We start from the raw sequence: 15,180 nt of genomic DNA on the forward strand, positions 1-15,180 counted from the left end.
CGCTTGTGCCGGAGTGGCCGGGGCGCGGTCAAGCCACAGGGCGCTGGCAAGCACGCCGATGTCGCCCGCAAGCCGCCGGCACTTCAAACCGGCGCGGCTTCCCACTACAGTCTGGCGACCCGCTCAAGGCGACAACGGTGATCCATGGACAGGTTTCAGGAAATGACAGTGCTGCTGGCCGTGGCCGAAGCCGGCAGCTTTGCCGCTGGCGCCAAGCAGCTGGGCCTGTCGCCGCCCAGCGTGACCCGCGCCATCGCCGCGCTGGAGCAGCGCCTGGGTACCCTGCTGCTGGCCCGCAGCACCCGCAGCGTGCGGCTGACCGAGGCCGGCCAGCGCTATGTCGAGGACTGCCGGCGCATCCTCCAGGAACTGGAAGAAGCCGAGGAGCTGGCCTCCGGCAGCGCCCTGCGACCGCGCGGCAACCTGGCGGTGACCGCGCCGGTGCTGTTCGGCGAGCTGTACCTGATCCCGCTGATCGCCGGCTACCTGGACGCCCATCCCGAGGTGACGGTCAACGCGCTGCTGGTCGATCGCGTGGTGAACATGCTTGACGAGGGCATCGACGTCGCCGTGCGCATCGGCCAACTGCCCGAGGGCAGCCTGACCGCGCTGAAAGTCGGCGAAATCCGCCCGGTGGTCTGTGCCTCCCCGGCCTTTCTCGAGCGCCACGGCCGCCCGCAGCACCCCAACGAACTGCTCGACGTGCCGGTGGTGATGGCCGCCACCAGCGTGCTGCTCACCGACTGGCAGTTCGTCACCGCGGACGGCCCGCTGACCCTGCGCCCACCGTCGCGTTTCGTGGTCAGCTCGAACAACGCCGCCATCCACGCCGCGCGCCTGGGCGGCGGCTTTACCCGCGTCCTCTCCTACCAGGCCGCCGAGGCCGTGGCGCGTGGCGAGCTGGAGATCGTCCTCGACGAGTTCGCCACGGCGCCATTGCCGATCCACCTGCTTTATCAGGACAGCACGCGGCTGCCGGCGAAGGTTCGCAGCTTCGTCACGCATTGCGCGGAACGCCTGCGCGCCGACCCGGCCCTGCAAGCCACACAGCCGTGAGCCGCTACCGGGAAATGCAGGCGTTCGACGCCGTGGCGCGCTCCGGCAGCCTCGCCGCGGGCGCGCGTCGGCTGGAGCTGTCCACCGCGTCGGTGATGCGCCTGGTTGCCGCTTTGGAGTCCCGCCTGCAATGCGAGTTGCTGCTGCGCGGCCCGCGTGGGGTCGAGCTGAGCGCCAATGGCGAAGCCTTCGCCGCCAGTTGCCGGCAGATTCTCCAGGGTATCGATGAGGCGGAAGGCTCGCTCGACGGCTTGCAGGCCCACCCTGCCGGGCAGTTGAACCTGACATTGCCGCTGCTGATGGCCGACCGCCTCTTCGCGCCTATCGCGCTGGATTACCTGGCGGCCTTTCCCGATGTACGCCTGGTCAGCCGTCACCGCGAGGACCTGCCGCGTCTGCTGGAAGACGGCATCGATGTGGCGCTGGTGATAGGCACCTTGCCCGACTCGTCCGGCTTCGCCTTGCCGGTGGGCACGGTGCGGCCGGTGATCTGCGCATCGCCCGACTACCTTGCACGCCATGGCGTGCCGCGGGCGCCGGAAGACCTCAAGGCGCACCGCATCATCGTCGCCGGGAGCCAGGGCGCTGTCAGCGAATGGCGCTTCCGTCATCAGGGCGCGCCGCGTTCGGTGCGTCTCTCACCGAAGCTGGCGTGCAGCACCACCCACGCGGCAATCCGCGCTGCCAGCCTGGGGCTCGGGCTGACCCGCTGCATGAGCCACGAGGCCCATGCCGAACTGAGCAGCGGGGACCTGCAGGTGGTGTTGCAGGATTACGCGGCGCCAGGGTTGCCGGTGCAGCTGATCTACCGCGAAGGCCGCCGCGCGGCAGCGCGGGTGCGTACCTTCCTCGATTTCGTGGTGCCGCGCCTGCGGGCGCATCCGGCGTTGCGCGGGTAGGTTCGCCCCTCGCCTGTGGCCCCGCCGCTCGGGCTGTCGCAGGCAGGGCCGGCGCCAGCCCGGCATGCAAACGCCACCGGCATTCACCTGCCCCGCCCATTCTTCCGAATTCTGAAACGCTGGATTGCCCGCCGTGGTGATTCTGCGCGCCGGCCATCGGGCGCAGCATTCACCCATCAGCTCGAGCAACCCACCCCGGACCGATTCGCGCTGCCCACCCACTCAAGCCAACGGAGTCACGGTCATGTCCCACACCATCAAACTCTTCCGCCACCCGCTGTCCGGCCACGCCCACCGCGTCGAGCTGATGCTCTCGCTGCTGCAGCTGCCCACCGAACTGATCTCGGTGGACCTCGCCAAGGGCGCCCACAAGCACCCGGATTTCCTCGCCCTGAACCCTTTCGGCCAGGTGCCGGTGATCGATGACGAAGGCGTCATCGTCTCCGACTCCAACGCCATCCTGGTCTACCTGGCGAAAAAATACGGCAACGGCCGCTGGCTGCCGGAAGACCCGCTGGGCGCCGCCCGCGTGCAGCGCTGGCTGTCGGTCGCCGCCGGGCAGGTTGCCTACGGCCCGGCCGCCGCGCGGCTGATCACCGTGTTTGGCGCCGCCTTCAACCCCGAGGAAGTCGCCACCCGCGCCCACACCCTGTTCCAGGTGATGGAACGCGAACTGGCGAAGACGCCCTTCCTGGCCGGCAGCGAGGCGACCATCGCCGACGTGTCCAACTACTCCTACATTTCCCATGCGCCGGAGGGCAACGTCTCCCTGCAGGACTACCCCAACCTGCGCGCCTGGCTGGCCCGCGTGGAGGCCCTGCCGCACTTCGTGCCGATGCAGCGCACCGCCATCGGCCTGCAAGCCTGATGCAACCTTCGCTGCCGGGGTGACCCGGCAGCCCCTTCGTCGCGAGGTGCCCGTCATGTTCCAGCTGCCCAAACACCGTACCTCCCCCTGGCACGCCGGCGAGAAGGCGATCCAGGAGCGCGTCGGCGTCGCCGAGCGCATGGAAGTCCATGGCCAGAAAGTCATCCGCGACTACATGCCCGACCAGCACCGTGAGTTCTACCATCAGCTGCCCTTCATCATCGCCGGCGCCGTGGATGACCAGGGTCGGCCCTGGGCAACCCTGCTCGAAGGTGCGGAAGGCTTCGTCACCTCGCCTGACCCGAAAAGCCTGCTGCTCGACAGCGTCCCCGACAGCCAGGACCCCGCCGCCAGCGGCCTGCAAGCCGGCCACCCGATCGGCCTGCTGGGCATCGAGCTGCACACCCGCCGGCGCAACCGCATGAACGGCGTCCTCCGCGAAGTGGACGGCGGCCTGTTGACGGTGGCGGTCGAGCACTCCTTCGGCAACTGCCCGCAGTACATCCAGAAGCGCGAGTGGAGCCGCGACGAGCAGCGCTACAGCCAGCGCGCCCCGCGTGAGGATTTCGGTGCGCTGAACGAGGAGCTGGCAACCATCATCCGCAACGCCGACACCTTCTTCGTCGCCAGCTATGTCCAGCACGAGGACGGCGAGCGCTCGGTGGACGTCTCCCATCGCGGCGGCCGCCCCGGCTTCGTCCGGGTCGACGGCAATCACCTGACCATCCCCGACTATGCCGGCAACCTGCACTTCAACACCCTCGGCAACCTGCAGGCCAATCCGCAGGCGGGGCTGCTGTTTGTCGACTTCACCAGCGGTGACGTGCTGCAGGTTCACGGCCGCACCGAAATCCTCTTCGACAGCCCGCTGCTGGCGGCCTTCGAAGGCGCCGAACGCCTGTGGACCCTGGACGTACAGCACGCGGTGCTGCGCCGCAACGCCCTGGCGCTGCGCTGGAACTTCCGCGAGTACTCGCCCACCAGCCTGATGACCGGCACCTGGGCCGAGGCCGACGCCAAACTGCAGGAGCGCGAGCAGCGCCAGCAGTGGCAGGACTGGCAGGTGCTGCGCGTGGAACCGGAAAGCGAAGACATCCGCTCGTTCTACCTGCAACCACCCACCGGCCTCGCCGTGAGTTTCGTTCCGGGCCAGCACCTGCCGGTGCGCCTGGCGGCCGGCGAACAGGCGCTGATCCGCACCTACAGCCTCTCCAGCGCGCCGTCTGACGGCCAATTGCGCATCAGCGTAAAGGCCCAGGGCCCGGCGTCCCGGTACCTGCATGAAAGGATTGCTGTCGGCGATCACCTGCAGGTCCGCGCCCCCATGGGCAGCTTCACCCTGAAAAGCGACAGCACACGGCCAGTGGTGCTGATCGGCGCTGGCGTGGGCATCACCCCGCTGCTGTCGATGCTGCGCGAGCTGGTGGCAGGCCCGGCGCGGCGTGTTCACCTGTTCCAGTCTGCGCGGACGCTGGGCCAGTTACCGTTCCAGCGCGAGATCGCCGAGCTGCGCCAGCGCACGCCGCAACTGCTGGTCCACCGCGCACTCAGCCGTCCGGAGCCCGAAGCGCTGGCCGGTCGCGACTTCGAACAGGTCGGGCGCCTGGATATCGAGGCGATCAAGGCGCGGCTGCCGCTGGACGATTACGACTTCTATGTCTGCGGCCCCGGCGAATTCACCCAGGCGATCTACGACGGCCTGCGCGGCCTGAGCATCGCCGACGCACGCATCCATGCCGAAACCTTCGGTCCCTCGACGCTCAAGCGCCGGGGTGACGGCCAGGAGCCGACGCTGATGCAGCCGCCCGCGGCCACCGAACCGGTGCCGGTGTACTTCGCCGGCTCGGCCAAGGAGGCCCGCTGGAAGCCCGAGAGCGGCAGCCTGCTGGAGCTGGCCGAGGCCCGTGGGCTGGCACCCGACTTCAGCTGCCGCGGCGGCTCCTGCGGCACCTGCAGGACGAAGATCGTCAGCGGCCAGGTGCACTACCCCAATCCACCGGCGGAACTGCCCGAAGCGGGCAGCGTACTGATCTGCTGCGCCATTCCGGCGCAGGACGACAGCGGCGTGCAACCGCTGGTGCTGGACCTCTAGGAGGCGAAACGATCATGAACGCACTGACTGCATTCGAAAGCGGGAGCGAGCGCTTCCCGCGCTGGGACGAGGAAGTCGTCGAATCGGCCGCGCCGGGTCTCTGCGGGCCGAACGAAGCGGAAGTGGGCTTCCTGCTGCCACAGCTGCTCTCGACGCCGGGCTGTCCGTCGCGCTCGCGCGCCGTGGAGATTAGCGCGGCACTGGTCCGCTGGCTCAAACGCGCCCGATAGGCGCTATTCGCGCCTATGTACAACCGCGTAGGGCGCATAACCCGGAACGGGTTATCCGCCGATGCCATGACGGCGGATAACGCTGGCGCGTTATGCGCCCTACGGAACGGGTTCAGGCGCGCCCAACCAACCACACCAGATCACAAGGGAACGCCAACGTAGGATGGGTGGAGCCTGCGATACCCATGCTGTATCGCAGGCAGGGATCGATGGGTATCGCTGCACTCCACCCATCCTACGTGCGCATTTCCTGGCGGGTTCGGTAGCTCGGGATCACTCGTCCTCGCGCGCCGGAATCCACCACTCCTCGCCGCGCACCGTGCGGATGTACTCCGGCCAGCGGAAGCGGTGCGGGACCTTGAAATCCTTCGGCAGCAGCGGCGCCTGCCACTGTTCGCCGCCGATGCCGCCGCCGGTGCGCTGGTTGAATTCGCGGGTCGCCTCGGCCAGCAGGTCGGCATCGGTAAACAGCTCGATCAGCGTGCTGCCGATGGTCTTGGAGGCCACGTCGATCATCGGGTCGATGGTCTCGCGGATGCCGCCCAGGGCGTTGGACACCCAGTCCGGATAGGTGAAGCCGGCTGGCGCGCTGAGCATCGGCCGGGCCACGTAGAGGCGCACGGTCGGGCAGTGCCAGGTGTATTCGGGGTAGTCGTCGGAGGTCAGGTACTTCTGCCAGGCCGGCATCTGCATGCGCATCTGCCGCTCGCATTCCTGGGGTTCGATCAGCGCCTGGGTGGCCGGCAGGAAGGGTTCGTCCATGGGCTCGAGACCGAGGTTCACCTGGATTTCCCGCGCCACCGCGATGGCCTGTTCACCCCAGCTCGGCGCGCCGATGGCGGCGAGGTTGTCGTAGCAGGCCTGGGCCAGCGCATGGTTGGCCAGCCCGCCACGGGACTTGCAGACCCAGGTCTTCTTCCACTGGCAGCCGGTGGCCATGGCCGCGGCGGCGGCGTTGTTGTCCATCACCGTGGAGATGGTCTCGGCCTGTTCGATGGAGTCGCAGCGCAGCAGGTACTGGATCTGCGAGACGTGCGGCGGCAGGTTGTCGGCGGTGGCTTGCCCGGCAGTGAGGATGGCTTCGTTGAAGCTCCACAGCCCGGTGAACGGCAGGGTCGAGCGACGCAGGCTCTCGTTCAAGGTGTAGAAGTGCACCAGCGCATCATTGGCGCCAGGAGCGCGGGCGGCCAGGTGGTTCTGCGGGATCGGACTGTAGCGGTCGGCAGCGATCCAGTTCTGCGGCTCTTCGCAGGTGAAGGTGTAGATGTACGAGTAGGCGATGCCGCAGTGGGTGTCCCAGGTGGTGGTGTTGTTCAGCGGCAGCATGTAGGTGGGATGGAAGCTGACGGCGGCATCGAGGTCGTCGTAGTAGCCCTTGGCGGCGTGCACGGGCTTGGACGCGCGCAGTTTTTCCGCCGGTTCGCCGAAGAACTTGATGGTGCCCCGGATACCGAATTCCAGCATCGCCGCCTTGGCCGCCAGCACCCCGCCCAGGGCGCTGATACCCAGCGCGGAGTGCGGGTCGGTGTGGCCCGGCGCGTACCTGGACAGGCCATCGCGTGGCATCGGCCTGGTCGCCGCCGCCTGGCAGTTCCCGGGCACTGCGTCGTATTCGGCGTAGGTGGCGAGGATCGGCCCGTCACCCTCGCTGCCATCGCCATTGCTGAAAGTGGCGACGAAGGCGGTGGGCATGCCGCCGCTGCCCTCTTCCACGGTGAAGCCTTCGTTACGCAGCAGCTCCACGTACCAGGCGCAGGACTTGTACTCGCGGAACGCCGGCTCGGCGAAATGCCAGATCACCTGGTGCCAGTCGGACAATTGCTGGCGGTGTTCGTCGATCCACTGCTGGACGTAGGCCTTGAATTTCGACATGGCGGCTTCCTCATCGTTGCCTGTTGTTGTTGTCGTGTGGCCTAGTATTGGTGAAGCGGAATTTGCAACAAGCGCAGGATTTCGCCACCCATGTCCTGATAGTTTCACCAATCGCCCATTGGAATCCCCATGCACTTTCCCTCGATGACCGCCCTGCGGGCGCTGGATGCCGTGGCCCGGCTGGGCAGCGTGTCTGCCGCCGCAACGGAGCTGAACCTCACCCGCAGCGCGGTCAGCCACCGCATCGCCACGCTGGAGGAACGCCTCGGCTTCGCCCTGACCGAGCGCACCGGGCGCGGCATTCGCCTGACCTATCGAGGGGAAAGGTATGCCCGCGACGTGCGGCGCATCCTCGCGGAGGTGCAACTGGCCGGCAGCAGCTTCGACGAGCAGCAGGTCAGCGGCCCGTTGTGCGTGAGCTGCAATCCCGGTTTCGCTACCTACTGGCTGTGCCAGCACCTGGGCGACTTCCTCGCGCAGTACCCGCAGGTGCAACTGCACGTAGTGACGCCGCGCGTGCCGCAGGACACCAGCGCCAGCGACGCCGACCTGTTCATCGCCTACGGCAGCGGCGACTGGCCGAACCAGACGGTGGAGCAACTGGTGGCCCTGCACTTCTTTCCGGTCTGCAGCCCACGCCTGATCCACTCGCGCGGCGGCCTGCAGCAGCCGGCGGACCTGGCCCACTACACGCTGCTGCACATGAATGATTTTGCCGACTGGCGCCTGTGGCTCGGCGCGGTGGGCGCGAGCGCCATCGATCACCGCTCCGGCGTGCTGTTCGCGGATGCGCCCTGCACCATCGCCGCGTGCATCGCCGCCCAGGGCGTGGCCATCGGCGACAACCTGCTCAGCGGCGATGCCCTCGCCCGTGGCCTGCTGGTGCGTCCGTTCGACATCACCATCCAGTCCAGCCGTGGCTACTTCCTGGTGACCGATCCGGTGAAGGCCGAGCGCGCCGTGGTGAAAGCCTTCAGCCAATGGCTGAAGGCCCGCGTCGTCGCCACCACGCAGAGCGCCAGCGACCTCAGCCGCCCGCCCCTGGCGATTCCACCAGAGGCAGAACTGGCGCGCTGAACATCAGGCGATGCGGCGCAGCCCTTTGCGCGCCTTGGTGGAGCGGGTGTAGCGGAACAGGTCCTTGGGATCGTTGTCCTCGTCCTCGCTCCACGGCACCAGGTCGATGCGCTCGCCGAGGCCCAGGCGACTGGCCTGCTCATTCACGTAGCGCAGCGCGGAGTAATCCTCGAGGGCGAAGCCGACCGAGTCGAAGATGGTCACCTGCTCGGCGCTGTCGCGCCCGGCCAGCTGGCCCGCCAGCACGCGCCACAGATCGGTCACCGGGAAGTCCGCCGGCATCTGCTGGATCTCGCCCTCGACCCGCGATTGCGGCTCGTACTCGACGAACACCTTGCCGGCGCGCAGGACGTCGGCGTGCAGTTCGGTCTTGCCCGGGCAGTCGCCACCCACGCCGTTGATGTGCATGCCCGGCTCGATCATCTCCGGGGTAAGAATGGTCGCGTAGGCCTTGTCGGCGGTCACCGTGGTGACGATGTCGGCGCCGCGCACCGCTTCGGCGGTGGAGCCGGCGCGGATGATCTTCAGGTTGGGGACATCCGCCAGGTTGCGGATCAGCTTATCGGTGGCCTGCGGATCGATGTCGTAGACGGCGATTTCCTCGATGCCCAGGTGATGATGGAACGCCAGCGCCTGGAACTCGCTCTGTGCGCCGTTGCCGATCAGCGCCATGCGTCGTGAATCCGGGCGGGACAGCGCGCGGGCAGCCATCAGCGAGGTGGCGCAGGTGCGCAGCGCGGTCGCCACGGTCAGCTCGGAGAGCAGCACCGGGTAGCCCGTCTCGACATCGGCCAGCACGCCGAAGGCCATGACGGTGAACAGGCCGCGCTGGGTGTTCTGCGGGTGGCCGTTGACGTACTTGAAGGCATAGCGGGCGGTGTCGGATACCGGCATCAGTTCGATGACGCCGATCTCGGAGTGGTTGGCGACGCGGGCGGATTTGTCGAAGGATTCCCAGCGCACGAAATCCTGGGCAATGGTGTCGGCAAGTTCGCCGATGAAGCGGGCGACACCGATCTGCTGGACCAGTTGGGACATCGTGGGGACGTCGACGAAGCGAGTCATGGTGGGACCTCCGATTGTTGTGATTGGACTTTTCTGTCGGTGTATTCGAACGGCACCGCCCCGCTCCAGCATGCCTCGAACAGCGGGCACAACAACGTCGCAGAGGCCCTGGATCAGGTCTGCACTTCAGGAGAGGGGCCACACGATTCTCCCACCGGGCAAGGGGAAAACCCGGCTGTAATGCAAGGCTTCACCGGCCGATACGGCTGTATTGAAGGGTCACGACAGCCGATTCGGCTGTGCTTGAGGCAGCCGCTGGCGGGGGGATATCAGCGGAGGAAAACGCAGGAGAAAAGCGAGTCCACAGCGCTAGCTGGCGGACTCCTTGATAGTCGTCAGCTCAGGGTGGGCAACCAGCTTGTCGATGTGCAGGCTCTCATCGTTCAGCCAGGTTTCGGTGAGCGCGCGGTAGTGCTCCATGTCGCGGCAGCGCATGCGCACGCTGTAGTCGAAGGTCCCGCTGATCAGCTGGCAGTGCAGCACTTCCGGGCAGGCGATCATGCGTGCCTCGAAGGCCTTCTGCGCGGTGCGGCCACTCTGGTTGGACAACGCGACCAGCACCAGCAGCGACAGGCCCGAGGCGATCTTCTGTTCGTCGATGACGGCGCCGTAGCCACGGATGATGCCGTGCCGCTCCAGCTTGCGGACGCGCTCCTGGCAGGGGCGCGGGGTGAGGTGGACCAGCGCGGACAGCTTGCCGTAGGTGATGCGGCCCTGGTGACGGAGGATGCGGATGATCTCCTCGTCGATGCGGTCCAGGGTGAAGGGCGTACTGTCCTGATCTTTCCTGCTCATGCTGTTTCACGCTGGTTCGTCGGTGTTGGCGGCGTCCCTGCACCGCCCGATCTTTATGGGGCACGCCCCGCCGTCTGTCAAAGCGCGCCGTGCCGTCTGCGACAGCACGGCGCACCCCTTCAGATTTTCCGCGCCAGCTCGCTGCCGTTGCCGCGTCGGCTGAGCACCACGAGGTAAACCAGGCCGATGGCGATCCAGCCTGCGCCCAGCTCCTGCGCCTCGCGGCTCATGCTGAACAGCACGTAGGCGATGATCACCAGGCCAACCAGCGGGAACACCAGGTGGCGCAGCACCTGGCCGCTCTTCTGGCGAATGAAGTAGTGGTTGATCACCGCCAGGTGCAGCAGGCAGAAGCCGGTCAGCGCGCCGAAGTTGACCAGCGAGGTGAGCACGTCCGGCGAGTCGAGGAAGTAGATGCCGATGCCCAGCGACAGCACGCCGACCAGGTACAGGCTGATGTGCGGGGTCTGGTACTTCGGGTGCACCTTGGCCAGCACACGCGGCAGCTTGCCGTCGCGGGCCATGGAGTACAGCAGGCGCGAAACGGCAGCTTGCGAGGTGATCGACACAGTCACGCCCCAGGCCAGCGCGGTGGATACCGCCGTCAGCGTGGAGAGCCAGCTGCCGCCGGCCGCTTCGGCGATCTCGTAGAAGGCAGTGTCCGCCGACTTGAAGGTCATGCCCGCAGCCAGGTCAGTGGCCAGCCAGGTCTGCACGATGAAGATCGCGCCCATGACGAACAGCGCGATCAGCGAGGCGCGGCCGATCTGCTTGGCCGGGTCGCCCTTGACCTCTTCGGCGAGGGTGGAGATTGCATCGAAGCCGAGGAACGACAGCACCGCGATGGACACCGCCTTCATCACCAGGCCGAGGTTGAAATGCTCCGGCTGCAGCAGCGGTTCCAGCGTCAGCCGACCATTGCCCAGCCCGCCTTCCAGCGCGTGGTAACCCACCGCCAGGAAGATCGCCAGCACCGCCAGTTCGGCGATCAGGAACAGCAGGTTGAAGCGCGCCGCCAGGGTGATGCCGCGCAGGTTGATGAGCGTGGCGGACACCAGGAAGATCAGCATGAACACCAGCTTGGGGATCGCCGGGAACAGGTGGTTCAGCGCCAGCGCACTGAACACGTAGAGCAGCGGCGGGATCAGCAGGTAGTCCAGCAGCAGGACCCAGCCGGCGATGAAGCCAACATTGGGGTGGATGCCGCGCTGGGCGTAGGAGTACACGGAGCCGGCGATGGGGAACGCGCGGGACATCGCGCCATAGCTCAGCGCGGTGAAGAGCATCGCCACCATGCCCACCAGGTAGGCCATGGGCACCATGCCGTGGGCGTCGGCATGCACCCAGCCGTACACGCCGAAGGGGGCGATCGGGATCATGAAGATCATCCCGTAGATCACCAGGTCGCCGAGCGTCAGGCTGCGGCGCAGTTGTTGCTTGTATCCGAACTGTTCGATAGCCACGGGGCACTTCCTCTGGGAACGGCAGCATTCAGGGTTCGGCGCTCATGCGCTGAATTGTTGTTGTTTTCAGAACCCGCCCGCCCCGGCCGAACGCACCAGATCGGGCTTGGGTCCTCAGAGCCAGGGAGCCAGGCGTACTGCCCAGGCTTCCACCCCTTGCGGGGTCCGCAGTCCGTCATTGCGGATTTCGATCAGCACGGCGTCCACGCCGCGCTCGTCGCCATGCACCGGGACAGTCATGTCCTCCAGCGGGTCGATCACATAGGGCTGGTTGGCGCCGATTTCTTCCCCGCTCTGGCGCAGCCCGGCAACCATGCGCTGGGCATAGGCTTCGGCTTTTGCATAGAGCACCCCGGCGACCCACGGGCGCGGCTCGCCGCGATAGCTCGGGGTGAAGCTGTGCACGCCGACCAGCCGGGTTGGCCGGGCGGCGGCCAGGCGCTCGTCGAGCAGCGCGGTCAATCGCTGGTGGAAGGGTTCGAACAGGTTCGCCACCCTCTCCTGCCGGGCCGCCGCGCTCAGGTTGCGGTTGCCGGGAATCGGGTAGATCTCGCTGTGCTCGGGGATCAGGTCCGGCGCCGACAGTGGGCGGTTGAGGTCGATCAGCAGGCGCGAGTAGTTGGCCACCAGCAGCGTGGCATCCAGGCGCGCCGACAGCTCGCGGGCCAGGTCCAGCGCGCCGATGTCCCAGGCGATGTGCTCGGCGGCCGCCGCGTCGTCCAGGCCCAGCTGCGACAGCTCCTCGGGGATGTAGCGGCTGGCGTGCTCGCAGACCAGCAGCACCGGGCTCTTGCCCTGCGGGTTGACGATCTCGAATGCTGGGCGCCGGTAGAGGCCGGATTCAGTAGAACTTTGCATAGGATTCACAGAGTTGTTCTTCGCTGAGTTCACGGGTCAGGGCCTGCTCCTGGCGCTTCATGGAGACGTAGGTCTGCAGCAGCGCCGGCGGCAGCTGGGCGCACAGTTCGCTATCGGCGAGCAGCAGGCGCTGGGCCTCCTCCAGCGAACCCGGCAGCGATTTGATCCCCAGCTCCTCGCGCTGGGCGTCGCTGAGACTGTGCGGATCGACGTCGGTGACCGCCGACAGCGGCAGCTCCTGCTGAATGCCCAGGCGCCCGGCGATCAGCACCGCGGCCATGGCCAGGTGCGGGCTGGCAGTGGCGTCCATGGGGCGGAATTCCAGGTTGAACTGGCGCGCCTTGGGCTTGCCGCCGATCTCCACCACCGGGCAGATGCGCAGCGCGGCTTCGCGGTTGCGCAGGCCCAGGCAGGCGTAGGCGGCGCTCCAGTGGTGCGGCTTCAGCCGCAGGTAGGACACCGCCGTCGGCGCGGTGAGCGCGCACAGCGCCGGCAGGTGGCGCAGCACGCCAGCGGCCCAGTGCTCGGCGAGCTTCGACAGGTTGCTCGGCGCGGCTTCGTCGTAGAACACCGGGGTACCGTCCAGGCGTTGCAGGCTCAGGTGCAGGTGCACGCCGTTGGTCACGGCGCCGGGCGCCAGCAGCGGCGTGAAGGTGCTGCGCCAGCCGAACTGGCGGGCGATCTCGCGGGTGACTTCGCGGACGTTCACTGCGCGGTCGGCCGCAGCAACGCCCTGGGTCGGCCGGCAGGTGACTTCGTACTGGTTGCGGCCGTACTCGGGCAGGAACATTTCCGGCTCGGCGCCGATCTGTTCCAGCGCGCTCATCAGCCAGCCGCCGAAGTTGCCGGTCTGCCGCTGGGCTTGCAGGGAGAAAGCGGCGGCGTGCTCGTCCGCCAGGCCCAGCAGGTTGAATTCATGTTCGAAGGCAGCGGTGACTTGCAGATCGAGCTCCCGGTAGCGGGCGATCTCCTCGCGCAGCAGCGTGCGCGGGCACACCGGCCAGGGCGCGCCGGTGGTGGTCACCAGGTCGCCGTGCAGGTAATCCAGCGGCGCGGCCTGGGCGTCCGGGCCGTTTTCAAGACGCACCCGGCTGCTCGGGTCGGGCAGCAGGCGCAGGTCGCCGTGGCTGCCCCAGGGATTGTCGTCGGCGATGATGTCCTGGGGCGTCAGCGCGCTGTTGGCGGGCACCCAGCCACAACCAGTGACAAGCTGCTCGGCGACTTCCGATTCGGGAAGCGAGCGGCCACGGGTGATGCCGCAGAGGTCGGTGGTGACGAAGCTGGTCAGGCGCATCGGAGCGGGATTGTTATTGTTCTGACTCATGACGTTCTCCCGGCCTCAGGCCAGCGCGGCGATACGGGCCAGCACGCTGTCGGTGTCGGCGATCCAGCAGTAGCCCTTGATCGCTTCCAGGCAGGCCTGGTGGCGTTCGGCGGTGTGGGTGGCGCAGGCGTCCTCGACCAGGGTGACGAGGTAGCCACGGTCGGCGGCGTCGCGCACGGCCATGTCCACGCACTGGTCGGTGACCACGCCGCAGATGATCAGGTGGCGGGTATTCAGGTTGCGCAGCACGTAGTCGATGGCGGTGGAGTTGAAGACCCCCGAGGACGTCTTCGGCAGCACGATCTCGTTCTCGCGCGGCGCCAGGGCGTCGATCACCTGGGCGTCCGGGCTGCCCTTGGGCAGGTGCATGTCGGAGAGCTTGTGGTCCAGCGAGCGGTCACGGCCATCGGCGGTGAGGCTCTCGATGATGGTGTGCAGCACCTCCCCGCCCACCTCGCGCATGGCCGCCAGCAGGCGCTGCTGGTTGGGTATCACGCTCGCCTCGACACGGTCGTAGAAGTAGCGGTGCGTCGCTGGGTCGACATGAGCATCGCGACCGGGGATGACCCAGGCGTTCTGCATGTCGACGAACAGGATGGCGGTCTGGCCGCGAGTGAACGGAAGGTCACGGGGCGATTGGTGGGGCAAGCTGAACACGGTCATTCCTCGAGGATGTGGCTGCCGAAGGCAGCTCTCAGGTGGTCGATGCCTTCCAGGCGTTCGTCGAGCTGGCCGTCCATGCGCGCTACCAGGCTGGCGATCAGCGCCTCGACCTGGGCCATGGTCGGCACCAGGGTGTCGAAGGGCGATGGGGATTCCACCGGGGCACTGATGATCAGGTCGGCGAACTCGCGCAGCGGCGAGTCATAGATATCGGTGAACAGCACCACGCGGGCGCCACGGGCCTTGGCCGCACGGGTCACGCCCAGCGCCTGGGCCTGGTAGCGGCGGTAGTCGAACACCACCACCAGGGTCTGGCGGTCGATGTCGCCCAACTGGTCGGGCAGCGCGGCGCCGTCGTCCAGCAACAGGCAACCGCTGCGCAGCATGCGCAGGTGCGCCACCAGATAGCCGGCGAGGAAGCGGCTGAAGCGACCGCCGTGGCAGAGCACGCGCAGCTTGGGGTCGAGCAGCCAGTCGCCGAGCAGACGCACGTCGTCGGCCTGGGTCAGCGCCAGGGTGCGCTGGATGCCTTCGCTGGCGTCGCTCAGGTAATTGGACCAGACGTCGTCGCGGCTCATGCCTTCGCGACGCCCGGCGAGCAGGGTGCGCGGCGAGCGCAGGCGGTCATCCACCTCGGCCATCAGCGCGTTCTGGAAGTCGCTGTAGCCACTGAAGCCAAGCTTCTTCACCAGGCGCAGGATGCTGGGGTCGCTGACCCCGGCCTGGCGCGCGAGGCGCGACATCGGCCCGAGGCCGGCGCGCGGGTAGTCGTCGAGCAAGGCGCGCAGGACCTTGCGTTCGGCCTTGGTGAGCTCGACTTCCGGGGAATTCAGGCGATCTTTGAGTGTGAGCATGGAGGCGCCTCTTGTTATGGCATCATTTGTATAATGCGCTTCAGAAACTTTCAATACGTATTTT

At 67.4% G+C, this 15,180-nt stretch carries 14 protein-coding genes; 6 read left to right on the forward strand and 8 right to left on the reverse strand.

All coding sequences use genetic code 11. From position 1 onward, the window contains the following. Positions 1–144 precede the first annotated feature (144 nt). The 5 genes from IB273_RS07840 to IB273_RS07860 all read left to right on the forward strand — a co-directional run bounded on the left by IB273_RS07840 (position 145) and on the right by IB273_RS07860 (position 5,145). Entirely contained in the window at positions 145–1,056 is a 912-nt protein-coding gene (locus IB273_RS07840; protein WP_192223727.1) for a LysR family transcriptional regulator, read from the forward strand. Continuing rightward, on the forward strand, positions 1,053–1,955 hold the full coding sequence (locus IB273_RS07845) for a LysR family transcriptional regulator (protein WP_192223728.1): 903 nt from the start codon (positions 1,053–1,055) through the stop codon (positions 1,953–1,955). Before IB273_RS07840 ends, IB273_RS07845 begins: the two co-directional genes overlap by 4 nt. Positions 1,956–2,199: 244 nt before the next feature. Next, positions 2,200–2,823, forward strand: a complete 624-nt coding sequence (locus IB273_RS07850) for a glutathione S-transferase family protein (RefSeq protein ID WP_081518291.1) — start codon at positions 2,200–2,202, stop codon at positions 2,821–2,823. Positions 2,824–2,878: 55 nt separating this feature from the next. Continuing rightward, positions 2,879–4,915 carry a pyridoxamine 5'-phosphate oxidase family protein gene (locus IB273_RS07855; RefSeq protein ID WP_192223729.1) on the forward strand — a complete coding sequence of 679 codons (2,037 nt, stop codon included), beginning with the start codon at positions 2,879–2,881 and terminating at the stop codon, positions 4,913–4,915. Between the two features lie 14 nt (positions 4,916–4,929). Then, complete coding sequence (locus tag IB273_RS07860) at positions 4,930–5,145, forward strand: hypothetical protein (RefSeq protein ID WP_192223730.1); 216 nt, start codon at positions 4,930–4,932, stop codon at positions 5,143–5,145. 273 nt (positions 5,146–5,418) lie between these two features. Here IB273_RS07860 and IB273_RS07865 read toward each other — a convergent pair whose 3' ends face one another. Continuing rightward, complete coding sequence (locus IB273_RS07865) at positions 5,419–7,017, reverse strand: amidohydrolase (RefSeq protein ID WP_192223731.1); 1,599 nt, start codon at positions 7,015–7,017, stop codon at positions 5,419–5,421. A 129-nt stretch (positions 7,018–7,146) separates the two neighbouring features. Between IB273_RS07865 and IB273_RS07870 the strand changes: the two genes are divergently transcribed. Further along, positions 7,147–8,094 carry a LysR substrate-binding domain-containing protein gene (locus IB273_RS07870; protein ID WP_081518295.1) on the forward strand — a complete coding sequence of 316 codons (948 nt, stop codon included), beginning with the start codon at positions 7,147–7,149 and terminating at the stop codon, positions 8,092–8,094. Positions 8,095–8,097: 3 nt separating this feature from the next. On the opposite strand, the gene IB273_RS07875 is transcribed toward IB273_RS07870, so the two are convergent. The 7 genes from IB273_RS07875 to IB273_RS07905 form a co-directional block, all read right to left on the reverse strand. Beyond that, positions 8,098–9,159, reverse strand: coding sequence for an ornithine cyclodeaminase (locus IB273_RS07875; protein ID WP_192223732.1), 1,062 nt, complete (start codon positions 9,157–9,159; stop codon positions 8,098–8,100). A 309-nt stretch (positions 9,160–9,468) separates the two neighbouring features. Continuing rightward, positions 9,469–9,954, reverse strand: a complete 486-nt coding sequence (locus IB273_RS07880; RefSeq protein ID WP_081518297.1) for an Lrp/AsnC family transcriptional regulator — start codon at positions 9,952–9,954, stop codon at positions 9,469–9,471. Positions 9,955–10,073: 119 nt separating this feature from the next. Further along, the gene (locus IB273_RS07885; RefSeq protein WP_192223733.1) at positions 10,074–11,417 is read right to left on the reverse strand and encodes an APC family permease; all 1,344 of its coding nucleotides are present in this window, start codon (positions 11,415–11,417) and stop codon (positions 10,074–10,076) included. 114 nt (positions 11,418–11,531) lie between these two features. Then, complete coding sequence (locus tag IB273_RS07890) at positions 11,532–12,275, reverse strand: N-formylglutamate amidohydrolase (RefSeq protein WP_192223734.1); 744 nt, start codon at positions 12,273–12,275, stop codon at positions 11,532–11,534. Beyond that, positions 12,259–13,599, reverse strand: coding sequence for a glutamine synthetase family protein (locus tag IB273_RS07895; protein WP_192223735.1), 1,341 nt, complete (start codon positions 13,597–13,599; stop codon positions 12,259–12,261). The genes IB273_RS07890 and IB273_RS07895 overlap by 17 nt, the downstream gene beginning before the upstream one ends. A 15-nt stretch (positions 13,600–13,614) precedes the next feature. Then, positions 13,615–14,256 carry an isochorismatase family cysteine hydrolase gene (locus IB273_RS07900; protein ID WP_081518701.1) on the reverse strand — a complete coding sequence of 214 codons (642 nt, stop codon included), beginning with the start codon at positions 14,254–14,256 and terminating at the stop codon, positions 13,615–13,617. Positions 14,257–14,258: 2 nt separating this feature from the next. Continuing rightward, entirely contained in the window at positions 14,259–15,116 is an 858-nt protein-coding gene (locus IB273_RS07905; protein WP_192223736.1) for a MurR/RpiR family transcriptional regulator, read from the reverse strand. Positions 15,117–15,180: the final 64 nt, after the last annotated feature.

The sequence above is a fragment of the Pseudomonas sp. PDM19 genome (assembly GCF_014852215.1).
Classification (GTDB): Bacteria; Pseudomonadota; Gammaproteobacteria; order Pseudomonadales; family Pseudomonadaceae; genus Pseudomonas.